The organism is Butyrivibrio hungatei (assembly GCF_900101605.1).
Taxonomy (GTDB): Bacteria; Bacillota; Clostridia; order Lachnospirales; family Lachnospiraceae; genus Butyrivibrio; species Butyrivibrio hungatei_B.
The window spans coordinates 169,614-194,633 of sequence record NZ_FMUR01000003.1 but is presented as its reverse complement, the minus strand read 5'-3'; the positions used below and the strand labels follow the sequence as shown (position 1 = coordinate 194,633).

Annotated in this window: 18 protein-coding genes; 15 read left to right on the top strand and 3 right to left on the bottom strand. The window is 38.5% G+C overall.

Annotated features, from left to right (window positions below; all coding sequences use genetic code 11):
• Window position 1 precedes the first annotated feature (1 nt).
• The 6 genes from BLP87_RS00865 (at window position 2) to BLP87_RS00840 (ending at window position 7,642) form a co-directional block, all read left to right on the top strand.
• Complete coding sequence (locus tag BLP87_RS00865) at window positions 2-274, top strand: hypothetical protein (RefSeq protein WP_034468235.1); 273 nt, start codon at window positions 2-4, stop codon at window positions 272-274.
• Window positions 275-437: 163 nt separating this feature from the next.
• Window positions 438-1,586, top strand: coding sequence for a GGDEF domain-containing protein (locus BLP87_RS00860; RefSeq protein WP_026666575.1), 1,149 nt, complete (start codon window positions 438-440; stop codon window positions 1,584-1,586).
• 209 nt (window positions 1,587-1,795) lie between these two features.
• Window positions 1,796-4,399, top strand: a complete 2,604-nt coding sequence (locus BLP87_RS00855) for a right-handed parallel beta-helix repeat-containing protein (protein WP_074461020.1) — start codon at window positions 1,796-1,798, stop codon at window positions 4,397-4,399.
• Between the two features lie 26 nt (window positions 4,400-4,425).
• On the top strand, window positions 4,426-5,694 hold the full coding sequence (locus tag BLP87_RS00850; protein ID WP_026666576.1) for a hypothetical protein: 1,269 nt from the start codon (window positions 4,426-4,428) through the stop codon (window positions 5,692-5,694).
• Window positions 5,695-5,700: 6 nt separating this feature from the next.
• Window positions 5,701-6,372, top strand: coding sequence for a DUF6320 domain-containing protein (locus BLP87_RS00845; RefSeq protein WP_034468237.1), 672 nt, complete (start codon window positions 5,701-5,703; stop codon window positions 6,370-6,372).
• 76 nt (window positions 6,373-6,448) lie between these two features.
• Complete coding sequence (locus BLP87_RS00840; RefSeq protein WP_074461019.1) at window positions 6,449-7,642, top strand: pectin acetylesterase-family hydrolase; 1,194 nt, start codon at window positions 6,449-6,451, stop codon at window positions 7,640-7,642.
• 52 nt (window positions 7,643-7,694) lie between these two features.
• Here BLP87_RS00840 and BLP87_RS00835 read toward each other — a convergent pair whose 3' ends face one another.
• Window positions 7,695-9,047, bottom strand: coding sequence for a right-handed parallel beta-helix repeat-containing protein (locus tag BLP87_RS00835; RefSeq protein ID WP_074461018.1), 1,353 nt, complete (start codon window positions 9,045-9,047; stop codon window positions 7,695-7,697).
• Window positions 9,048-9,271: 224 nt separating this feature from the next.
• Between BLP87_RS00835 and BLP87_RS00830 the strand changes: the two genes are divergently transcribed.
• From BLP87_RS00830 to BLP87_RS00805, 6 genes are all read left to right on the top strand, one after another.
• On the top strand, window positions 9,272-10,963 hold the full coding sequence (locus BLP87_RS00830) for a peptidase domain-containing ABC transporter (protein ID WP_176756579.1): 1,692 nt from the start codon (window positions 9,272-9,274) through the stop codon (window positions 10,961-10,963).
• Between the two features lie 171 nt (window positions 10,964-11,134).
• The gene (locus tag BLP87_RS00825) at window positions 11,135-11,932 is read left to right on the top strand and encodes an ABC transporter ATP-binding protein (RefSeq protein ID WP_081816792.1); all 798 of its coding nucleotides are present in this window, start codon (window positions 11,135-11,137) and stop codon (window positions 11,930-11,932) included.
• Window positions 11,898-13,889, top strand: a complete 1,992-nt coding sequence (locus BLP87_RS00820; RefSeq protein WP_026666579.1) for an ABC transporter permease — start codon at window positions 11,898-11,900, stop codon at window positions 13,887-13,889. Before BLP87_RS00825 ends, BLP87_RS00820 begins: the two co-directional genes overlap by 35 nt.
• Before the next feature lie 20 nt (window positions 13,890-13,909).
• On the top strand, window positions 13,910-17,008 hold the full coding sequence (lanM, locus tag BLP87_RS00815) for a type 2 lanthipeptide synthetase LanM (RefSeq protein WP_074461017.1): 3,099 nt from the start codon (window positions 13,910-13,912) through the stop codon (window positions 17,006-17,008).
• 176 nt (window positions 17,009-17,184) lie between these two features.
• Complete coding sequence (locus BLP87_RS00810; protein ID WP_074461016.1) at window positions 17,185-17,907, top strand: LytR/AlgR family response regulator transcription factor; 723 nt, start codon at window positions 17,185-17,187, stop codon at window positions 17,905-17,907.
• A 1-nt stretch (window position 17,908) separates the two neighbouring features.
• Window positions 17,909-19,213, top strand: a complete 1,305-nt coding sequence (locus BLP87_RS00805) for a sensor histidine kinase (RefSeq protein ID WP_026666582.1) — start codon at window positions 17,909-17,911, stop codon at window positions 19,211-19,213.
• A gap of 126 nt (window positions 19,214-19,339) precedes the next feature.
• Here BLP87_RS00805 and BLP87_RS15935 read toward each other — a convergent pair whose 3' ends face one another.
• Window positions 19,340-19,510, bottom strand: coding sequence for a hypothetical protein (locus BLP87_RS15935; RefSeq protein WP_176756578.1), 171 nt, complete (start codon window positions 19,508-19,510; stop codon window positions 19,340-19,342).
• Between the two features lie 288 nt (window positions 19,511-19,798).
• On the opposite strand from BLP87_RS15935, the gene BLP87_RS00800 reads away from it, so the two are divergent.
• The gene (locus tag BLP87_RS00800; protein ID WP_026666583.1) at window positions 19,799-20,245 is read left to right on the top strand and encodes a helix-turn-helix domain-containing protein; all 447 of its coding nucleotides are present in this window, start codon (window positions 19,799-19,801) and stop codon (window positions 20,243-20,245) included.
• A gap of 189 nt (window positions 20,246-20,434) precedes the next feature.
• Window positions 20,435-22,972, top strand: a complete 2,538-nt coding sequence (locus BLP87_RS00795) for a hypothetical protein (protein ID WP_074461015.1) — start codon at window positions 20,435-20,437, stop codon at window positions 22,970-22,972.
• A gap of 52 nt (window positions 22,973-23,024) precedes the next feature.
• Here the strand turns inward: BLP87_RS00795 and BLP87_RS00790 are convergent, their stop codons facing one another.
• Window positions 23,025-23,318, bottom strand: a complete 294-nt coding sequence (locus tag BLP87_RS00790; protein ID WP_026666585.1) for a hypothetical protein — start codon at window positions 23,316-23,318, stop codon at window positions 23,025-23,027.
• A 191-nt stretch (window positions 23,319-23,509) separates the two neighbouring features.
• On the opposite strand from BLP87_RS00790, the gene glpK reads away from it, so the two are divergent.
• Window positions 23,510-25,012 (top strand): glycerol kinase GlpK, encoded by a 1,503-nt coding sequence (gene glpK, locus BLP87_RS00785; protein ID WP_074461014.1) that lies wholly within the window; start codon window positions 23,510-23,512, stop codon window positions 25,010-25,012.
• Window positions 25,013-25,020 lie beyond the last annotated feature (8 nt).

Below are 25,020 nucleotides of genomic sequence, written 5' to 3'. Positions count from 1 at the left end.
TATGATGCGGACAGTACCTTTATCGAAGAGTTTATCGTTGGATCAATTGAATCATCTTACCGACACAGGACATATTTTTATTACACCGTTTGCTTTGAACAGAACTGCGTATATCGTGGTTAATCAAAAACCGTTTATGGTTATTGTTACGGATATATCGATTAAGGGAATACAACTTAGCGGAGCGTGGTATACGTGGGACGACCTTGAGAAAATGGGTGGAGTGTACGAATCGGAATTTGATGCGCTGAAAGCTATAGCGGATAGAGGATAAATTGCGGAAGTCTTATAATGAGACTTCCGTTTTTATATCATAGAATTATTCCTAATTTAGAATAATTATTTATAAATATTGTATAAAAAAGTGTAATTTCGTGGGCATTATTCAGAATTTCGTGATAAAATTATGACTATGTACGATGATTGGAGGTCCGGTTTTGACATACGTCTTTTATTACGTTGAAGCACATCTTGCATGCATATTTCTGATGGCCTTTCTGCTGTTCAAGATCAGAAAGGGTGTAAATAAACAACTTTCACAGATTTATCTCGGTAATCTGATAATAGTACTTATAGCATACTGTTTTGCGGAAATCTTTTGGGCTTTGGTAGACGGCGGTTACTTGGGCTCATCCAAAACTCTGTTATATTTATCTAATGTTTTCACATACCTTTTAATAAATGTAGCTGCGTATATTTGGTATATTCTGTCAGAAATTATGCAGAAAGAGAAGTATATTGAGAGTGATCTTACAAGGGTATTTATAAGTGTGCCGGTTTGGATATCGGCTCTTTTGTGCGTGACTGCATACAGAACAGGTCTTGTTTACTACCTTGATGAAAACGGTAATCTCACGGGAGGAAAACTGTATCTGATACTTATAATCGTTCCTTTCGGATACCTTCTTGCGGCGTCGATAAAGGCTTTGTCACGTGCGTTCAGCAAGGATAGATATGCAGAGAGATATATCTATTTTATGATCGGTATATTCCCGATAACGCCTATTTTGCTTGGAATATTGCAGGCAATGTATTGGAGAGTTCCGTTTATATGCTACGGAAGCCTTGCTGCGGTTTTGTATGTATACATAACTTATATGGATAATCTTGTGTCTATAGATCCTCTGACACAGATAAATAACAAGAATCAGATGTATAAATATCTGGTACAGAAAATGAGAAATCAGAATCCGGGGCTTTCTCTTTTTATGCTGATCATAGATATAGACAGATTCAAGTCTATTAATGATACTTACGGTTACAGCGAAGGTGACAAGATCCTTGTCAGAGTTGCAAATGCCGTTAAGGATGCATGTCAGGGCCCGAGAAGCAGATTTTTTATCTCAAGATACGGTGGAGATGAGTTCGTTGTTGTTGCTGAGATGGCATACAGAGCGGAAGCGAGCTGGCTTGCCGATCAGATCAAGAATAACGTAAAAAAAATTCCCGAACTTACCGGATGTGCTTATGACCTCTCGGTAAGCGTAGGAATTGCTCAGTACGACTATGAAGCTCCTATATCCATTCAGTCATTCATTGCAAGGGCAGATTCGGATCTGTACAAGCAGAGAAAACTGAATAATTAAAAATCTTTTACTAAAAGAGCGAGGAAATAAAGTTGATCGCAAGGCCGGCGAGGACAAATCCTGCCAATATGGCGATCGCATAAATAAATTTCATTCTTGCCATGGCATACTCCTTTTAAAATATCATGCTATAATTATATTGTATCTTTTTTGGGGATACAACCGAAATGACATGTACATCTGAATATCAATTCAGGATTGGAGGGAGTATGAAGATTTACGTTGCCGGTAATGTGTCCAGAAGTGGGGATGGATCGCTAGATCATCCGTTTATGACTATTTCGGAGGCCGCTGATAAAGCCCGCCCCGGAGATACGGTCGTAGTTGCCCCGGGTATATACAGAGAGTGGGTTAAACCTCGAAATTCGGGAACGGAAGATAAGCGAATTACATATTTAAGTACAGAACATGGAGGAGCCGTTATCACAGGCTCTGAGGAGATAAAAGGCTGGGAGGCTTTTGAGAACGTCTGGCGTGTCAGAATACCTAACAGCTATTTCGGAGATTATAATCCGTTCACAACATTAGTTCACGGGGATTGGTTCATCGATGATCCCAAGAATCCATCGCACACAGGAGAGATATATTTAAACAAAAGGTCCATGCTTGAAGTATTTGACCTTTCTTTTTGTATGCATCCACAAAAGGATAACAGGTCATGGGAGCCGGACTATACCGAGTATGTGTGGTATACGGCGCAGGAAGATAACTTTACGGTTATTTACGCGAACTTTATGGGCAAAGACCCCAATTATGAAAATGTAGAAATCTCGGTCAGAAGGTCATGTTTTTTCCCGGAGGAGACCGGAATAAATTACATTACCTTAAGAGGATTTTGCATAACAAGAGCGGCTACTCAGTGGGCGCCACCGACCGCTTTTCAGGAAGGAATGGTCGGCCCCAACTGGGCAAAAGGCTGGATAATCGAAGATTGTGAGATCTCAGAGTCGAAATGCAGCGGAATCAGTCTCGGTAAGTATTTCCAGAGAGGAAACAACAATAAGTGGTCAACTTATAATTTGAAGATCGGATCGCAGACCCAGAGAGATACCGTGTGTCAGGCGGTAAATGAAGGCTGGGATAAAGAGACGATAGGATCTCATATTGTAAGACGATGTGATATTCACGACTGCGGACAGACGGGAATTGTCGGTCACATGGGCGGTGCTTTCAGTATTATCGAGGATAATCATATCCATCATATCAATATAAAGCACAACCTTGCGGGAGCGGAGATTGCCGGTATCAAGCTTCATGCCGCGATAGATACCTGTATCAGAAGGAATCATATCGATCATTGTACGAGGGGCATCTGGCTTGATTGGGAAGCTCAGGGAACAAGAGTGTCGCAGAATTTTTTGCATGACAATATTCCGCCGAAAGGTACTATAATAGAAAATGGATTGTCTCTGGGAGAGGATGTTTTCGTAGAAGTCTCTCACGGACCGACGCTTCTTGATCACAATCTCTTTTTGTCAGATATTGCAGCGAGGATATCGACGCAGGGAATAGCATTTGTCCATAATCTTATCGCGGGCTCTTTTACATATGTGGGAGAGGGGTGCGGAGATATGAGTAAAAAATTCCCTTCACCGAGATTTACGCCGTATCATGTTCCGCATTCGACCAAGATTGCGGGATTCATGACGATCCTTCACGGCGATGCGAGATTTTATAACAACATTTTCATTCAGAAAGAAGTGAGAAGAGATCTTGTGGATTATTGCGTTGCACAGAATTCGGATACCATGGATAAAAATAATTTTATCTGCGGAACGATCCCTTACAACGAGTATCCTCAGGCTTCTGAGTATTTTTCACGCTTTGGAAAGAATGTCATAAAAGAATACGGTTCTACGGATCCTTATTACGACAAGCTTCCGGTGTATTTTGGCGGAAATGCTTATTACAACGGAGCAAGAGCATGTGACCATGAACCTGCGGCGCATGTTGACAAGGATCATAAGATCAGTATTTATATTGATGAAAGCGACGGAAGATATACCATTCATACCAATCTGTACGAGTTCCTTCCGAGGGGACTTGCAATGCCTGTCAATTCCGAGGTGTTGGGACTGGCCTTTGAGCCTGAGCAGCGATTTGAAAATCCTGACGGAAGCAGTATTTCTTTTGATCGGGATTATTTCGGAAGAAAGAGGGGAAGATTCCCTGTTTCGGGACCGTTTGAGGAGTGCGGAACAGACAGGTTTACGGTACAGACTCCGGATGACGCCTCATCCAAGATCGGTCATGAAGAGAAGATAAGAATCGAGGATAAGTGGAAGGCAGACTTAAGCGGCGCTGAGTCTGACGTTACCGAGATTAATGCAAATATTGTGCTCACAGGCGGAATGAATGCCGTAATAAGCTTCCCGTATGACGGAGAGCTCTTTAAAGTGAGCGATATGTTTGTAAAGGGAAACGAAGTCTGGCTCTACGACAGTTTGGCGGAAAAACTGGTAGAACTTGACTGCGAGTACGGAATTTATCATAATATCAAGAAATGGTCCATTGGTGCGCTTCAGTCTCTTGATATGAGCGAGGATGCAAATGCTGAAGGGCTTGTGAGAACCGCGGGAACGCTGTTGTGCATACTTAATAAGAGTCTTGCGCATGACGCTGCGGACACCTGCGAGACAATACAGAACAAGGTGAACGAAGGACTTGGTGATAGGGCTATAAGTATGAGATTTACGCCCAAGAACCTTAAGTTCATCAGAGGGAAAAAATTTATTTCTCTTGAGGATGTACTTTACAGGATAAGTAGGGGTACTATGGAAGTTGTTACCGAGAGAGTCGAACACCTAAATTAACTTAAATTTGAGGATAGAGTTTTTAAATGAATAAAAGCAGCAACTGGTATAAACTCGATAATGCGGCTAAGATTGTTCCGTCAACCGCACGAGGAGCAAATACACGAGTTTTTAGGATAACTTGTGAGTTAAAAGAGAATATTGACGGAGAGATACTTCAAAGAGTGCTGGATGAGACAATTGAGGAGTTCCCTTTTTTCAATTGTGTGCTTCACAGAGGTCTTTTTTGGTACTATCTTGAAGACAGCGATCTTAAAGCGGTTGTGGAAGAGGAGAAGACTCCTGCCTGCATGCCACTTTATTATCCGGGAAGAAAAAATCTTTTATACAGAGTAAATTATTTTAAAAAGAGAATAAATCTTGAGATGTTCCATGTGCTTGCGGATGGAACGGGGGCGTTTATGTTCTTTAGAAGCCTCATTATACGATATATTCAGGAGAAACATGGAATTGATGCAGATATCAAGCCTGTGGATGAGTTTTCTCTTGAAGAAAAGAATGTGGACGCATTCGGAGATTTTTACAGCAAGCAAAAAGGTCTTAAACAGTTAAAAGAGATGTCTTCGGTGAAAGCGTATCAGATCAGCGGAGAAATCGACAATGACCTTCTTCCGCATCTTGTTGAGGGAACGGTCTCCTCTTCAAAATTCTATGAGGCGGCCAAAGCGCACAATACGACGGTCGGAGTTATGTGCGTTGCAGTCTATATAAAGGCTGTTCTTATGGGAATGAACAGGATTCAGAAAAGAAAGCACATTGTTGTGAGCGTTCCCGTAAATCTCAGAAACTTTTTTAAGAGCGGAACGGCAAGAAACTTTTTTGGCGTTATAAGTATCGACTACAATCCGGCTAAGTGCGACGGCGAGCTTAATACAATAATTGATTTTGTTGATAAGAGTTTTAAAGAAAAGCTCTCGCCCGAAAGCATTGAGCAGACGATGAATTCCTATTCTGCTTTGGAGCATAACATAGGAATAAAGGTTATTCCGCTTCCAATTAAAAATATCGGAATCGGATTTTTTGACAAAAACGCGAAGAGGGGCATCACAAGCTCGATGTCCAACCTCGGACAGATTAAGATGCCTGATGCGGTTGCGGATTATATAGACAGATTCAGTGCATTCATGACTGCACAGTCGCAACAGATCACAGTCTGCTCATATATGGATAAAATGGTATTCGGAGAGGTTTCACCATTTAAGACACACAAGGTAATGCTTAATTTCTTCAGGTTACTTACGGAAATGGGAATGGAAGTGGAACTTGGAACCAACGACTACGATGAGGAGCAGTGATTTATTATGCAGTATTGTCCAAAATGTAAGATAAAGATAAGGGGGAAAAAGACCTGTTGTCCTATGTGCCAGGGACCTTTGAAGGAAGTTGAAGGCGGCGAGGATGTAACAGCTTCTTTTCCGACTCTTAAAAAGAAAAAGATGAGTCACATCACAATAATGAAGATGACAACGTTCATTTGTGCCGTGCTTGAGATAATCTTGATTTCGCTTAACATAATGATGGGAGAAGCGGTTTCGTTTTTGGGGCCGATTTTTCTTGGAATTCTGGGAGCGTGGATAGCAGTTCTCGCAACGGTTTATTTCAGGAACAATATCCTTAAACTGATAACGTGGGAAGCCATAGTTGCGATAATCGCAGATATTTATATCGATTACAACACAGGTTTTTACGGCTGGAGCATAGATTGGGTCGTGCCGATCACACTTATGGCACTCGGCGTTTTGACATTTGTTATTGCTATTTGCATAAAGCTTAGATTTGACGAATACATTTTTTACCTTTTATTTGACCTTATTATGACTGTATTACAGATAATATGCGTCACAAAGGGAATCACAAAGAATTTCTGGCCTACAGGCATCAGTATCATGCTTTACATGATCCTTCTTGCAGGCGTACTTATATTCAGATTCCGCGACCTTAAAAAGGCTTCGGAAAAAATGTTCAACATGTAGAATTGCGAGAGCGACGAAGTTGCGGAGCAATTCGTATATCATGCATTTTGCCATTAATTATTTTCATGGGGAGAATATGCGTTTAAGAGACAGAACCGCAAAAAAGAATATAAAGCACGGAGTGGTTTTTGCAGCTAAGTTTGGCGACTTTGTCGAGAACAGGCTTGAAAAAGCAATAGTTCAGCGAAATCACCTGGCGGAAGAACTCCCTGAGAATCCCGAAAAACTTAAGTGGTACAGAGTGTCTTTGGAAAACGGTATTTCCGGAGACGGCTCCGAATACTATATTTATGTGAAGATAGGAAACCCTGATAAACTCTGCATTTTCTTTTCGGGCGGCGGAGTTGCATGGAATGAATATACGGCGGCAAGACCTGTCACGGGGGCTAAGCTCGCCGCCGGACTTCCCAACTATTATTGGAACAATCTAAGACCTGTTACCCAGATTATGAATATAAACTTCGGGATAACAGATGTATCTTCTGAAAAAAATCCGTTCAGAGACTGGAGCTTTGTTGTTGTAACTTACGCAACGGGCGATTTCCATGTCGGTAACAATGAGTATCCGTATGTCTCTGAGGACGGAAAGGACGAAATCCTTCATTTCCACGGATATACAAATTTCCTTGAGAGTATGAAGGTTGCAAAAAGACTTTTTCCTTCACCTGAAGAAATCCTTATAGCGGGAAATTCTGCCGGTGCTTTTGCAATTCCGGCTCTTTCGGGTGAGATAGTGGACGACTATTATCCGGAAGCAAAAGATATAACTCTTTTTTCCGACAGCGGACAGCTTCTTTATAACAAGTGGAGAAGCACTGCGAAGAATATCTGGAAGACCAAAGAAGAAATCTGGAAGAGCATTAACACCGAGAATATCACTCTTGATTGGTACAGAGCTCTTTATGCAAAATACGGTGACAGATTCAGGTATCTGTATTCGAGTTCGGACAGAGACTTCCTGCTTAGCGCCTACTACAACGACATTATAAATAAGCAGTACAAGACAGATCAGCAGGTGCAGGAAGAGTACAGAAGACAGCTCATTGAGATGGTTCATGAGTTAAAAGAACTTAATCCGTCGTTCGGAATCTTTATAAACAACTGGAAACTTCCACTTATAACGCAGGGCGGGACAGTCCATACGAGCGTAAGAGATATGCAGTTTGCAAGCTTTACGCAGGATGGAGTGACTATGGCTCAGTGGCTTAAAGATGCTGTTGACGGTAAGGTTTATGATGTTGGGATGGAACTTCTTGAAGATAAAAAATAAGCAATCACTGCAATTTTCGCAGTGACTGCTTTTTTTCGTTATCTACAAAAAGTTATTTTACAAACTTTGTTCGTGCAGCACCATAACCACTGAGGTCATCAGATGATGCAATTTCAAGAGTCATGTTTGTTGTAGATGCACCTTTGAGTTTGAATGTTGAATTACCGCCGGCGCTCATCTTAACGTTTGACATGTTTTGATTTACTGTATTGCCGCTACTGTTTTTACCGCATTCTTCAGAATATGCTTTTGCAGAGTCTGTTGCGATAAAGATGTTCTTCTGGATCTTATTGTTGCTGTTATGAGCATTCTGGATACGTAAGCATGCACTTTTTGTATTATAAACTGTATTGTTATAAATCTGGTTGTTTGCTGCATCTCCATTATCATCGGGATCTGAACCTCCGATGCAGATACCTGCCCATCCGTTGTTATTTACAAGGACATTGTCGTATACTTTAACACCTGTGACGGTCTTTTTCTTATGTTCGCTTGAGACTTCAATGCCAATGTCTGCTCCCTGAACGTAGTTGTTGCGAATATTTATGTCACATCCGCCGTCAACATAGATTCCGCCTGCGCTTATATCACCGCCGTATGCATTATTGTTTTTGGAAGAAATGTTTACAACGGTATTTTCACTGATCTCACCATTGCGGGCTCTGTCTTTTTCGTTATTTTTGTCACGCTCATATCCGATTGCGTCGATTGCGATATTATCGCAGTCATGTATGTAGTTTTTGAATATATTGAACTTATCGACATTTCCGTTTACAACAAGAGCTTCACTCTGACCTAAAGTAAGATTGTATAATTCGCAGCCTGTTATCGTTACATCCGTAATAGGTTTGCTTGGACTTGTTCCTGCGATGATTCCGTGCGCATTGTATTCTTCGCTGTCGTCGGTGTATACAACACCTATGTCATGAACCTTGCAATTAGAAATTGTAACGTGATTTGAAGGTCCGTCAATGTCGATTGCCTTTGGACATACTGAATCAGAAGGCCCTTTGATCTTAAAATTGGCAAATTCAAGATTTGAGATTTCTATGTTATCACCTTTTATATGTAAAAGTGCCTCGCCGTCTTCATCAGGCTTAACGGTTTGTTTGTTTCCGTCGTTTCCGATTACGACACCGTCTTCGCCGACGATTTTAATGTTATTGGTCGAAACATTTATTTTTTCAGGGTAAAGTCCCGGATAAACTTTAATCGTATCGTTTGCGGAAGCTTTCTTTACGGCTTCTGAGATCGTTTTAAATTTTTTATCTTCCTTGCCTATGATAACCGCGCATTGCTTTAAGCCATCTTCAGCATGTATATCAATTGATAAAACCGGGAGAGTATTTGATACTGCAAGTGAAATTAACATTCCTGCAACAATAAAACTAGACTTTCTTTTCATGTTATCACCTTTCTGTTGTTGATTACTATTGCACTGCTGCGTAAAAAGCACAACTGATCGATCAAGCAGTGCTTTGACTCAGTACAATGTAAGTTTAAATTCTGTTTAACAAATTGTAACATGCAAATGTGAAAATTCTGTTTCCTGAAATAAATAAGAGACTGTCGCACTAATTTTGATATGCTTACTGTTTTGAAAAGTATAAAAACATGGCGATTTACCGTTTGCTAATTTATGGATACCGCTTAAAACAGTTGCCGTTTTTTGTTATTCTTACGTTGTTTATGCCCATAATGATCCAGAAGGTGATTGATTTTGTAAATGAGGGAAATGGCGTAAATTTTACAGATGTATTGTTATGGCTTTATGCGGTACTGATATTGGCGCTTATATATATTTTGACGGTCTATCTGTCAGGAAAAAAGAAAATAATATTTGCAAAATTGCTTGATAAAGAGATAGGTGAGAATCTCTTTTCACATATGTTGAAGTTGCCATTAAAGTTTTTTGAATTGAGATCTCATGGAGATATAATATTCAGAATACAGAGTCTGTCAATAATAAGAGATATGTTTACACAGAGAATTATAACTTTTCTTATGAATTGTGGAACGTTACTTGTTTTGCAGGTTTATCTTATTGTTGTGTCACCATATATTGCTATTGTTGCATTTTCTTTTGCGGTGTTTTGTGGTTTTTCCATTATGTATACCCGAAGAAAGATTCTTGAGACGAATCAGGCGGAGATAAGTACGGCAAGTAAGCTTCAGACCATTCAATCTGAACTTGTACATTCAATCGCAAATATCAAGATAAGCGGTACAGAGGATGATATCTATAAAAAATGGAAAGAACATTTTAACAGAAATTTGGACAGGCATGTTGAAACTACTGAAAGAAGCAATATTCATAGTACGTTTATTGCTTCTTTTAATCAGATTGTACCTATATTGATATTGATGTTGAGTATGTTCTTTTATGTTAATGGTGAAATCAGCATAGGTGAGGTGATTGCGCTTTATTCTGCTGGTAACACTTTTATGGCGGTATGTGTACAGATTTTTTCATCTATGGATGATTTTCTTCTTTCAAGCCAGTATTTGGAAAGGATTTATGAGATTATTGAAGAGAGGGAAGAGGATTATCTATGTGACGGTAAGGAGATTACGTGTAATGGTAGCATTGAATTAAAAAATGTATCTTTTGCTTTTACTAATCATTCAGAACCTGTATTAAAAGATATTTCAATGAAAATTATGCCTAATCAAAAGATTGCTATAGTTGGCGCTTCGGGATCTGGAAAATCAACTCTTGGGAAAGTGCTTTTGGGAATATATGCGCCTACAAAAGGCAACTTACTATATAATTCTATCGAGTTTAGTGAATTAAACAAGAAAACTCTTAGAAAGCAGATGGGAGTAGTGCCTCAAGATGTGATCTTATTGAATGATACAATTTACAACAATATTGAGATGTCGAGGGAAAATATTACTCCGGAGATGATAGAGCGAGCTTCTGAGATAGCTCAAGTAAATGGTGAAATTGAAGAAATGCCAATGAAATATAATACGATTATTTCTGATATGGGAACCAATATATCCGGGGGGCAGAGGCAAAGAATTGGATTTGCAAGGGCTATAGTCAATAATCCAAATGTTTTGCTTTTGGATGAGGCAACCAGTTCTTTGGATACAATAAATGAAAGCAGAATTTCTGAATATCTAAAATCTATAGGTTGTACCAGGATTGTTATTGCTCATAGAATATCCACTATAGTGGATGCGGATGTTATTTATGTAATGAAGGATGGAAGAATTGTTGAACAAGGAAACCATAAAGCGCTTATGAAGAAAAATGGCGTATATACGAAACTTTATGATAATCAGATTATTGAATCGGATAAGGCTGCGGTATAAAGTTAAGTGCCGTTTGTATGTGGTTAAGCGCCGTTAGTAGAATTAAAGGGAATAAATGAGCTTGAGTAATTATAATAGATATATTAGCAACTCTGTAGCGGTGAAAACATTATAAAAGGGGGGAGATAGTCTACCTCTTTTATTTGTATATGATTTACGAGGAGGAAGAGTATGGAAAAAAAAATGTTAGAGCTAAGAAATTTGCACAAAACTTATTGTACAAAAAAAAGCAATGTAAAATATGATGCTTTGAAGGGTATTAATTTTGAGGCAGATGACGGTGATTTCATAGCTATTATGGGGGAATCTGGGTCGGGGAAAACAACTACTTTGAATATAATAGCTTCATTGGATGTTCCAACAAGTGGTGAAGTTATTATTGGTGGATTAAATATTTCGAATATGAAGAAAAAAGAGATATGTGCATTTAGAAGAGAAAAGCTTGGGTTTGTGTTTCAGGATTTCAATCTTTTAAATTACTTTTCAGTTAAGGATAATATAGCTTTTCCGCTTGTGCTTTTAAATACAAAGAAGAAAGAGATTGATGAAAGGGTTAATGATATTGCTGAAAAAATAGGTATAACAAAGCTATTGGATAAATTTCCTTATGAAATATCAGGTGGAGAAAAGCAAAGAACAGCGGTAGCAAGAGCACTTATATGTAATCCACAGATTGTATTGGCAGATGAACCTACGGGAGCATTAGACTCAAATAATTCAGAACAACTGATGGAATTGTTTAAGGCATTTAATAATTGGGGGCAAACAATAGTAATGGTAACTCATAGCATTAAGTCGGCTTCAAAAGCAAAAAGAGTTTTGTTTTTAAAGGATGGAGTTATTGGGAATACGTTGGATAAAGGTGAAAAGGATGATATTGAGTTTGAGAAGGAAATAGCTTCATTTTTATATAATAGCGGAAAGGAAAGCCACTATGAAACAGTTTTTTTGGGCAAGAATAGCATTTAAAAATATTTATGAGAATAGAAAATTACATACAGCGAATCTGATTGTCAGTGCTTTTACGGTTATGACGTTATATCTGTATATTTTTATGGCGACAAATCCGGGGCTTAAAAATGCCAAAGGGTATTCGGCATTAGTGCTTATGCTGTATCTTGGATGCGTCTTTTTATCATTGATCACGTTGGTGTTTAAAAACTATACCAATAGGATATTTGAGAAGAGAAGACGTAAAGAGATGGGACTTTATGCAGTCTGGGGACTTGAGCCGGGGCATATAAGTAGTATCCTTGCATATGAAGCATTGTATATATATCTTGCATCGATATTTGCGGGACTTTTGGTCGGAGTGATACTTCAAAAATACATATATGAATCATTGTTTGTTTTGATGAAATGCAATGCGCAGTATGAGACCGGGTTTGATCTTAAAAATGTATGGATCACAATGATAATTTTCTTTTTTATTGACGCAATAATTCTTTTAAAGAATATGAGAAACATACGCGTTCAGAATGTGATCACTTTATTAAAAGATGAGAACTCGGATCAGGTTGTAAAAAAGCTCAGAACTTCGGATATTGTAAAAGGAATTATTGGAATTGCCATGATCGCGGGCGCATATATCTATGTGAATGTGATCGATGATTTTGTAAACAGCATATCAACCATATTCATAGCACTTGTCATTATCTTTTGCGGAAGCTATCTTGTGATATCCTGTCTTGTCATAGCGATTGAATTTGCGCTTAAGAAAAGGGATAACATTTATTATAAAAATAGATTTTTTACAACAATAGCAAAGCTTATAGCAAGGACCGGAAACAATGCGCTTTCTCTTGTTGTCATAAATATTCTTTTTTCATGTGTGGCTATAGGCGGTGCGACCACTGTTTCCTTATATATGGGAACTGACAGGCAGGCAAGTGCGGCTTTTAAAGTTGACGGAGATATAATTACAAAACAAAAAGAAGATCGGGATGCTGTTGAAAATATAGTAAGGAATGTTGCAAGTAAAGCGGGCACTGAAATCGAGATTCTTAGAGCATACGACGAATATGCGTTTCCTACAGTATTTGATGAAGCAAAAGGCAGTTTTTCAAATGATAACGTACCCGTAAGAACGCTTCCGGATATTCTGTGTTTTATGGATCTTGATGATTTTAATAAATATCAGAATGCAGATTTGTCACTAGAAGATGATGAGATTTTTTTCATATCCGATGAAGAAGTAAGCCCGGGTTCCTATGAATATATAGATGTTTATGGCAAGAAAATGAAAGTTAAGGAAATTATCGATGGACCTGCTTTCTCAGAAATAGACAATATAAAATATGCGTATTCGTTTTATGTAATAACAAAAGATTATACGACGATTGAAATGATACGTGAGCATATGGAGAATCAAGGTGTTCATAGATTGATTTCTCATTGTGTTGATTATTCTACATCAGGATCCACGGAAGATAAGATGGAGGTTGACAGGCTTCTTGACGAGGAACTTAGGAAAATCGATTCTGTTAACTATTTTGACAGTAATATTACTCAGAGAAGGACCAGATATGAGAGAAATGCTATATTTCTTTTTCTTGGAACGTTTATCAGCCTGATATTTGTGATATACATGATCTTTATTATGTATTACAAGCAGATACAGGAAGCCGTGGATGATCTTGATAATGTGAAGATAATGCAAAAGATAGGGATGAGTGATGGCGAGATTAAAAAGAGTATTTTTGCTGAGAGCGGGATATTGTTTTTTATCCCTATTGTAATGGCATTTATTCATGTTGCCGCATGCTTTGGGATTATATGCGACGTGCTCAAATTATTTATGCTTACAGATGTAGCTTTTGCAGGGAGATGTATATCTGCATTTTGTATAGCAATCTTTTTGGTTTATGTGATCATGTATCTTGGCTCATGCAAGGTATATATCAATATGGTTCTTCATAAAGACTGAAATTTACGAGGGGGATGAATATGGAGTTAAAAGACAAAATGGCCAAATACTGGATTACATTATATCCGGAAGCACCGCAAAAAGATAAGATCGATGGTTTTCTAAAAAATGCCTGGGGAGAAGGCATTGACGAGCTTTTAAACAGAGTTCAGAACAATAGGTTCTATAACAAAGAAGATGTATTAAAGATGATAGATGATATCTTTTTACTTCCGATGAATAAAGAGATATTTGAGTTTGAAAAGAGGTGTAAATCTTCGATTTCTTATTACAACTTTTTTAGACCTATCGTCAATTACTGCTTTTGGAAATACTATGACAGGATAACGGCGCTTAATTCAAAAGTCAGCTTTGACTGCGTGATGATGAACAATCTTGAAGAAATATCAAGATATGCAATCAAATTTCTTGTGCTTGACGTCAATTACATGAAAGATGCAGGGAAGCTTATAGGAGCAGATCATGAAGAAAAATTTCGCTATTATGAGGAAACTATTCTTTCAGATGTTAACATGCTAAGAGAACTGTATGACAACTATTATGAGTTTGTGCGCCTTGCAATGAAAATGACAGAACACTGTTTTGCTTATTGTGAGGAGATTATAAGAAACTTTTACAAGGATAAGGAAGAACTTAAGAAAAAGCTTGAAATAAGCAAAAATGATGATATAGACATTGTTTCCATAAAGATTGGAAGCGGTGATAAGCATAACGGGAAAAGTGTTGCGAGAGTTCTTTTATCAAATAAGATGCAGGTCTTGTATAAGCCTCATTCTCTTGAACTTGATAGGAGTTTCAGTGAGTTTATCAAATGGATAAATCATAAGAAAAATGAGGATATGTTTGACCTAAAGGCAGCAGAATGTATGTCTTTTAACAGCTATTCATGGGCTTTTTACGTAAGATATAATGAAGTAAAGACGAAAAGCGGGATAGGAAGATTTTTTTACCGTGCAGGGCAGATACTTGGAATTATGTACATGCTAAACGGAGTGGACTGCCACTACGAAAATATCATTGCGGACGGAGAATATCCTGTTTTGATAGATACGGAAACTTTGATGCATCCCGTTATAAAAGGGTGTGAGAACGGAAATAATGCATCGGAGGATCTTATAGGTAAGATCGCAAGGGAGCATATATTTGAATCGACACTTTCAACAGGACTTTTGCCATATTTTATTTTGGGAAGCGAAGAAGGTGCAGAGCGAGTTGACGTCGGAGGCCTTAGCAGTGTGGCTGATTGTAAATATCCGTATAAATCCATTGATTTTGTAAAAGCAAACTCTGATGAAGTTAAGCTTAGGAGGGTATACCATTATATTCCAAAGGCGTTTAACTGCCCTTCGTATAAAGGGAAGATTTATGAAGGAATTGAATATAAAGATGAAATTATAAAAGGCTTTACGGCAGTCTATAAATGGGTTCTGGAAAACAGAGAAGAGGTACTTGATTATATTAGAGATAATTTCAAAGATACAACGGTTAGGATTCTCATGCGTGCAACGAACATTTACGGACGACTTCTTGAAACGAGCATACATCCCGATTTTCTTAGTGATGACATAAGCAGAAGAGTGTTGCTGTCCAGAATATCAATAAATGCGACAAAGGAATACCTAAGCATTGTTCCACATGAATGTGAGAGCCTTGTTGATAATGATGTTCCGTATTTTACATGCAAACTCGGGGGAAAAGATGTTAAATGTAATGGGCATACAATTGCCGGATTGATAAAGGAATCACCCGTTGATGCTGTTGAGAAAAAGATACTGAAATTCAGTAACAGAGACATGATGCAGCAGATTCATTATGTAGAGGATTCATACAGATTAAAGGAAAGTACATATGAAGCAGATATTTCAGGCGTGGTTTTCTCGGATGCTTCGAAAGAAATAAGTAATAAAGAAAAAGATAATAAGAATAAGTGTATTGATTTTGCAAAAAAGGTTGCGGATTATCTCATTGATTATTCTATAGAGATGGACATTGAGGGGGAGAAGTACAGAGGTTGGCTTACAAGTTTTCTGAAGGGTAACTGCGATAAATTATGTGAGATGGGATTTGCTTCATACAATATGTATGCAGGCATCACGGGAATAGGTATGTTTCTCTTAGAACTTGCAAAACTTACGGGGATAGAGCGTTATATAGATGCAACCAAAGATTGCTTAAGAGCGATAAGATACAAGGTCAATATGCTTGGTAATGAAAAGAGTATTAATCTTGGCAGTTATAACGGGATATCAGGATATCTGCTTTTTATGTATGATGCAAATAAGCTCTTTCAGAATCCGCAGATCGATAAAGAAATTGACGAGATGCTTGATATCATAAGAAAAAGAGTGGATGAAGCTGAGTTTTATGACGTTATGCAGGGAGATGCAGGTGGAATCCAGGTCTTAAACTACATCTACAGAGACGGAATCGGATATCAAAATAAGACTTTGGAGATAATAAAAGCGATTGTTCGCAAGATGTCTGACAGACTGTTTAGCAGTGATAAAGATGAAATAAACTGGATTGGTACGGATGATATCAGCCGCTATTCTGGATATGCTCACGGTGTTGCGGGAATTATAGCGCAGCTTGCAAAAGTCAGAGATATATTGGATACGAAGAAGATAGATAAGATGATAGGTGCCATGCTTTCGTATGAAAGAAGCTTTTATTGCGTGGAAAAAGAAAACTGGTTTACCAACACGGATATGGATGAGATAGGAAACGGATGGTGCCATGGTTCACCCGGTATCCTTCTTGAGAAAGTCTTTCTTAAAAAGAGCGGCTATACGGATGAATTACTGGATAAAGAATTTGATATTGCATTAAAAAGAACTATTGAGCTCTCTATAGGTTGTACACATTGCTATTGCCACGGTGATATAGGAAACATCGATATTATCGGTGCCGCCGCAGATGTGATGGGCGATGAAAGTTTAAAGAAACGATGCCATGCAACTTATGATGTTACATTTGATAAAAATCTTACAAGACTGTATAACGGCCGGGCATTCAGGGGCGGAGACGTTGTCGGGCTGATGCTTGGAAGCACCGGCTTTGGTTATTCTGCATTAAGATGCGCCGCATCTGAAAAAGTAAAGAGCATATTGGCATTTTAGAATAATATAAGAGATATTTGTTGAAATTAGGGAACTTCAATGAATATCTCTTTTTATTTTTGTTCTTCGGTATTATAATAACAGTGCACTGTCATCGTAGTAGCACCGAAATGACTGCTGATTGATTTTATATTTTATATAAAATAATCTAAAAAACAAAATGGGAGATTTTTGTTATGAAAAAAACAGTTATCGGAATATGTGATGATGAATTGCAGATATGTAAGATCATCGAAAAAAAAATACGAACAATACTACATAAGCTATACGGGGATGATGATGAGTATTTTGATATCAGAGTGTATTGTTCGGCAAAAGATTTACTTGAAAAAATTGAAAATATTGATATTGTCTTTTTAGATGTGGAAATGCCTGAGATGGATGGCATGGAAGCCGGAAAAATTATCTTTGAAAGAAATCCCGAGTGCAGGATCATAATTGCAACAAGCAATGAAAAAAGGTACAGTGAAGCTTTTAGGTTCTATGCTCACAGGTATCTCAACAAGCCGTTGCAACAAGAGGAAATCAGAGAAGCTATAGTATCTGCGGTAAGCAGAACTGTCGGAAACAGCACAATCGAAGTTTACCAGAATAAAATTAAATACAATATTGCTCAAAATGAGATTTATTATATAAGATCTTATAACGGATATATACAGATCTACACAGCGAATGATGTGTTTACCAAAAATATGTCATTGGAGCAGATTGAAAAAGAGCTGGACAATCGATTGTTTTTTAGGATACACAGGCAATATATTGTCGGCTTTAAGAATATATCCGGTTTTTTTAAAAATATTGTAAAGCTGATAAATGGAGAAGAATTAGAGATATCAAGAAGAAACCGCATTAAATTTGAGCGGGCATATGTGGAATATGATCTGAGTTTTGGAGACTGACATGGCTATTGGACTAACGATGATCTTTTTTGTGTTCTCTTTAATTGAATCGCTTTGGCTTTTGCGATGTATAAAAATAAAATTTAAGAATCAATATTTTATTGTCATTGGAATGGCAGTGCTTTTTGTGGTTCTGATGGCTCTTAATGGTAAAGTTGAGTTTAAAAATTTGTGCGCAGTTGCTTCTATTATTGCGTTTGTTATAACTTTACTTGTTACTGATAGTAAAATGATATCAAAGCTTGAAAGTACAGTTCTTGTCGTGCTTATGAAAAGCTGTGTGATATTATCAGTGGAAACATGGTACATAGATGGTGTTTGGCTATCAGTTGGAAAAGAGTACATGGAATCTTTTATATGTTTTCTATCTGAATTTGTAATGATAATCATTTTTGGCTATATTTTAAAAATGATATTGGATATATTGAATGTTGAAAAAAAGATAAAAGCCGCTGAAAGACTTGATTACGTGTTTTTGATAGGGTGTTTTGATATTTTTATATGTATTTTTTTTATTTACAAGTTAATACAGACCTCATATTTTAAAGGTTTTTTTGTAAAGACAATAACAAGTTTTGCCGGAATATCATTATTGTTGGTGGAAATTGATATTCTGTATAAAAAATGGCTGACAGTGCGGGTTCAAAACTATGCGAAAGCGGAGCATGAGCTAAATGAGATGCAGAAAAATTATTATCTGTCTCTTTTGGAGAAAGAAACGGATACCAAAAAATATAGGCATGATATGAATAATCATATAATCTGTATCAAATCATTTATTGATGAGGGAAAGTATGAAGAACTCAATAAATATATAGATAATCTCTACGATCAGACAATATCGCTCGTTAATAAAGGCTTTCATACCGGAAACAGTATAATTGATGCGCTTACGAATTATTATGTTGAAAATTTGAATCCGGAAATCGAAATCAATCTGGAAGGAAAGATTGTAAAAGAGCTGAAGATAGATGATATCGCACTGTCATCCGTTTATTCGAATATGATCGTCAATGCAATCGAGGCGCAAAAATTTATACCCGATGAAAAGAGGAAATATATAAATGTGACTCTTAAAGAGGGTAAAAAATATGCTCAAATAATTGTAAAAAATACAATGCAATATGAGCGGATTGAGAATACGGATAATATAGAAACTATAAAAGACGATAAAGAGAATCATGGTTTCGGACTTGCGAATATAAGAAAAAGATTGGATGAAAACCATGGGAATCTCGATATTGAAGCTAAAGACTATGAGTTTTGCATAAAGGCAACTTTACCGTTGGTGAGCGGGGAAGTATGATGTGTTTTGTTGCTGTTAAAAAGGTCTCTATGATATGTTTTATCATAGAGACCTTTAATGTTGGTTGGATATTGATTTTAGAGTTGTTTCAAACTCTATTAAAGCCTTATAATTTGGGTCAATAAATCAGTCTACAAAATATTCCGCAATCTGTGCCTCATAGGAGTCGCGAAGATCTCCCGGAATGTCATACTCATCCAAAGCCTCGGCAACAGACCAATGTTCGTTTACCATCGAGCGAAGAATGCTGCGAATGACACGAGAATCAGAAGCCTCAATAGTTGCGGCGTTATTCATAATCATACCCTCCTCCATTGACAATGGATATAACATTTAATCATATTTTTTGATATAATATATTATATCCTACAACATATTGTAGCTCAAAAAAAATCAGATACAAGTATTGACATTTGTAAAAAAATGGAGATTTATAGGAGCTTGGCTCAGATGAAGATGCTTTTACGCGAAAGTAATCTATAAAACTTAGAATTGTAGGAATAATCACAATGTTAATCTGCGTTGCTTGATGCAATGAATACATTTTACTAGGCTGATACTATAATACACGAGGAGGACACAACTATGTTCAGCGAAAATTTAAGAGCAATGCGAAAAGAAAAAGGTTATACTCAGGAGGAGCTTGCGATAAAGTTAAATGTGGTAAGGCAGACAGTCAGCAAGTGGGAAAAGGGATTGTCGGTTCCTGATGCAGATCTTTTGGCTATGATATCGGATGTGTTGGAAACACCTGTAAGCAGGCTCCTTGGAGAAAAAATAAACGAAGCGGCTGATAAAAACGAGATTGCGGAGCAACTTGCCAAGATAAGCGAGCAGCTGGCCATAAAGAACAGGCGCAGTAAGAAGCTCTGGAAAACGATTGGAATCACAATACTTGTTATTGTGGCTCTATATATTGTGCTGATGGTAGTAAGCTTTTTTGCATTTACTACTGTTTGGCATACCACTACGGAGCGCATTGAGAGTATAGAGCTCGATGAGCCCGCAGACGGAGAGGAAGGTATGAATTAAGTCAAATCAGAGGAAGCGGAGATAAATTGAATAGACAGCGTAAACACCTTAAAACATGTGGGTTTTGGGGTGTTTATTTTTTTTTAATTTTTTTTCGTTTAAGAAAAAAATATTAGCTCCGATAAAAATAGTGTACGAGAGAAAATGAGTTGAAAAAATAAACGCCGAATATGACTTTGGAGGTAAAGAATGAAGAAGAATACAGTTTTAAGAGTAATCAGAATTGCACTTGCAACAATGATCACAGCAACAACAGTAACTGTAAATGTAAGAGCCATGGACGGCGAAGTTTTTGAGAATATTGAAAATGATCAGGAAGATGTAAACACAAACGAAGAAGTATACAACGAATCAGTTGAGGAAGCAATGGAAGCTGAGACAGCAGCTGAGGAATCAGTTGAAGAAGCAGTAGAGATCACTGCAGAGACAATCGAGGCAATTGCAGAAGGAAATGAGGAAGCAGGAATTGAGGCAGCTGATGTTACAGACGGCGGAGCAGTTGCACAGGAGAGCGTTGAGGCATTTGTTGAAGCAGTAGAGAGCCTTCCGGTAGAAGAAAACCTCAATGAGGCAGTAGCTGAGCTCAACGAAGTAACAGAAGAGCTCGTAAAGGTTGACGAAGCAGACCGCGCAGCAGATGAGAGCGCAGAAGAGACTGTTGCATATGTTGCAGAAGCAAAGGAAGTTGCAAACAGCATAGTTGAGACAGTTGCAGAGACAAAAGAGCAGGCAAACGGTCTTATAGATATAATATCAAGTGAAGATGCAGATGCCGAGCAGGTAAGCGAGGCAATGGACAAGCTTGATCAGATCACAGAAGATGCAAAAGAAAATGTTGAGACAAAGAAAGCTGCTTTCGAAGCACTTTGTGACAAGTTCGAAGTGGCAAAGAGACAGCTCGAGGGTGCACAGAAGGTATATGATGAGACAGTTAAGCACCTTAAGAGTGATGACAGCAATGTAAACAAGGCAGCTCAGAAGCTTGAGGCAGCTAAGAAGAATGTAGAAGTTCTTTCAGAGGCTTGCGACAACGCAAAAGAGGATTTTGAGAAAGAGCAGGCAGCAGTTGAAGATATTCTTGCTAAGAAAGAAATTTCAGACAAGAACAAAGACTGGAAGACACAGGACAAGCTCATGGAGAGCATTATAAGCGGATATATCATTCCCAACTTTATCGACAAGGATGCAACAAATATCAAGTATACAGAGATGCTCAGAGGATTTGACCGCCAGAACAGTTCATATACTGTTGTTACATATTTGGATAAGGACAACAACACAGTAAAGCGTTATTTCAACATCGACAGAACAGACAGACAGTTCAAGGAAAACGATCAGTGGTACAGACTTGGAAGCTCAAGAGAAATCGTAGTGTACGAGAAGCCTGAAGAGGATATCACATCTTCAGTATATCAGAAGAATCACTTCGGAAATTTTAGTGTTACAAACCAGTTCAAGGCAGATGTAAATTCAGGAAAATATGATGTATATTCATTTGATTATGCTGACGGAACAAATGAGTTTAAGTGCATTGATGAGCTTGAGGCAGGCGTAGAGAGCGGAGAGATTGAGTTTGTAGACGGTGTTTACTATATGAACGGCACAGCAGCTCGCAAGATTGTTCAGACAACAAGCGGAAATGCAAAAGGAATCAGAATTTCAACAAAGGATGATGCAGGACTTAAGGCATTTATCGAAAATGCTTCAAAGCTTGTTGAGAAGTATGAGAAGTACGGTGAGATCATTGCAGATACACAGGATAAGGTAGAGGAAGCATCAGATAAGGTTGAAGCATTGAAGGATGCCATTGACAATATCGAAGAGAACAGAGTAAGAATTTCAGCAGATCTTGTAGCAGATCTCAGAGATTATTTGAGCGAAGAAGATATGACAAGAGTTCTTAATGCAGGATCGACACAGAAGGCAGTACAGATTCTTGAAAGCATCCTTGCAGGCGCAAAAGAGGATCTTGACAATGCGGCAGCAGAACTTGATGAACTTATTGAGAAGCGCGATGAGATCAAGGAGAGCTTAAGCGTAAGCGAAGAGATAGTTCTTGTAGAGAACGCAGCAGAAGAGGCAGTTGAAACAGTAGTAGCTTCAGAAGTAGTTGAAGCAGTAGCAAATACAGAAGCAGTTGCAAATACAGAAGTTCCTGCAGTAGCAGCAATCCCGGTTGTAGCAGACAACAACGTAGAAAATAACATCGAAGGCAGAAGATATGAGACAGAGACAGTTGCAGAAGAAGTAATCGCAGAGAATCCTGTTGAAGTTGTACTTGCAACACTTGCAGAGATTTTTGAAAACACAGTTGCACCTGTAGCAACAGCTATCACAGCTCAGAGCAATACAGCAAACGAGAACGTATCAGAGAATACTGTAAGAGTAACAGCAGGCGAAGCAGCAGGTGAAGCTCAGCAGATCACAGAAGAAGCAAATATCGCACCTGTAGATATGCTCGGACAGATCCTCGGAGCAAAGAGATACAACAAGTACAACAAGGAATTCGAAGAGTTCACAAATAAGCTTGTTGGTCTTGAGAACAGCGAAGCAGCTTTCGCAGGAATCGGAGCTACAAAGAATATTAAGGCTCTTGCAGAGATGGATACAGAGAGTGGAATAAAGATCAACTGGTTATGGCTCCTTATTATCGCAATCCTTCTTATAACAGAAAAGAAGATTCGCGATGAGCGCCAGAAGAAGGCTCAGGAATTGAAAGCAGCATAATACAGATCTTAATAATATAGAGTATTAAAAAAGCGGGTCCTTAGGGATCCGCTTATTCTGTCATATCCGTAGGAGCAACTATCATGTTTATTGCTTCTTTTGCGACTTCATAGATTGAAGCCATCTGTTTTACATTCTCGTCGTCAATTTCAGCAAGGCGTCTGTACTGCGAATTAAAATATGCGCTTGCCTGTTCAATGGTGGTACGGGAAATAATGTGGCCGTTACAGTACATAGTGCCTGTCTCGGCATTATATTTGCCGGATGCACCGCGTGCCTTTTGGGCATCGCCAACGCCCATGGATTTTGCAAGTGAATGAATGAGATCTTCTCTTTCGTTTGCCATGATACTCGCCCTCCCCATATTCGTTTGTTCCTTTCTAAATTATATCTTATTTTACGGTATTTACACAATACCGTAGCTTTTTAAGTATAATTGAATCAAGAAGAATTTACAATTTATATTTTTGAATGAAAATAGAGAAATAAAACACAAAATGGCTATAGCAATATAAAAACGGTATAGGAGGGAAGGAAGTGGCAAAGTATGTAATGGCGCTTGATGCGGGAACAACCAGCAACAGATGTATTTTATTCAATGAAAAAGGAGAAATGTGCAGCGTATCTCAAAAGGAGTTTACGCAGTTTTTTCCAAAACCCGGATGGGTGGAACATGATGCCAACGAGATCTGGCAGACTCAGCTTTCTGTTGCGCGAACGGCGATGCAAAATGTGGGCGCAACCTATGAAGATATCGCTGCAATAGGCATAACAAACCAGCGCGAAACGGTCATAGTCTGGGATAAAAAGACGGGACAGCCCGTTAGCCGTGCGATTGTGTGGCAATGCAGACGAACAGCCGATTATGCGGCGCAGAAAATGAAAGAAGATCCGCAGATAGTAGAGAAATTCCGTGAAAAGACAGGGCTTAAATTCGATCCGTATTTTTCAGGAACCAAGATAAGATGGATACTTGAAAATGTGGACGGAGTAAGGAAAAGGGCGGAGAACGGCGAGCTGTGTTTTGGTACGGTAGACTCCTGGCTTATCTATAAACTAACAAAGGGAAAGGTTCATGTTACTGACTATTCCAACGCATCAAGAACACTTTTGTTTAACATAAATACACTTAAGTGGGATGAGGAACTATGCAAAAAACTTGACGTTCCGATGCCGATGCTGCCTGAAGTAAGACCGTCAAGCTATATATACGGAGAGACAGATCCTGAGTTTTTCGGTGGTGCCATAAAGATTGCGGGAGCTGCGGGAGATCAGCAGGCTGCGCTCTTTGGACAGACTTGCTTTACGGAAGGCGAAGCCAAAAACACCTACGGAACAGGGTGCTTTATGCTTATGAATACGGGAGATAAGCCGATTTTTTCAAATAATGATCTTCTTACCACGATAGCATGGGGGATAGATGGGAAAGTCGAATATGCCCTTGAAGGTTCGGTTTTCGTTGCGGGAGCGGCAATCCAGTGGCTTCGTGATGAGCTTAAGATCATAGATTCATCGCCCGACTCAGAATATCTTGCAACAAGAGTTGAAGATACGAACGGATGCTACGTTGTTCCGGCATTTACTGGACTTGGCGCGCCGTATTGGGATCCTTATGCAAGGGGAGCTATCATGGGACTTACAAGAGGCGTTAATAAATATCATATAGTCAGGGCAACGCTTGAATCATTGGCATTTCAGACTTACGACGTTCTTCACGCAATGGAACTTGATACGGGTAAAAAAATACAGTCGCTTAAAGTGGACGGCGGTGTTTCAAACAATAACTTTTTGATGCAGTTTCAGGCAGATATCCTTAATACCGATGTGCTTAGACCGGCCTGCGTAGAGACAACGGCAATGGGAGCGGCATATCTTGCGGGACTTGCAGTTGGATATTGGAAGAGCAAAGAAGATGTGATAAAAAACCAGGCTGTCGATCGAAAGTTTGAACCTGATATTTCTCCGGAAAAAAGAGAAGAAGAATTAAAGGGATGGCATAAAGCGGTGAAAGCAACGCTTTTGTGGGACAAGCAAGATTGATCTGCAGT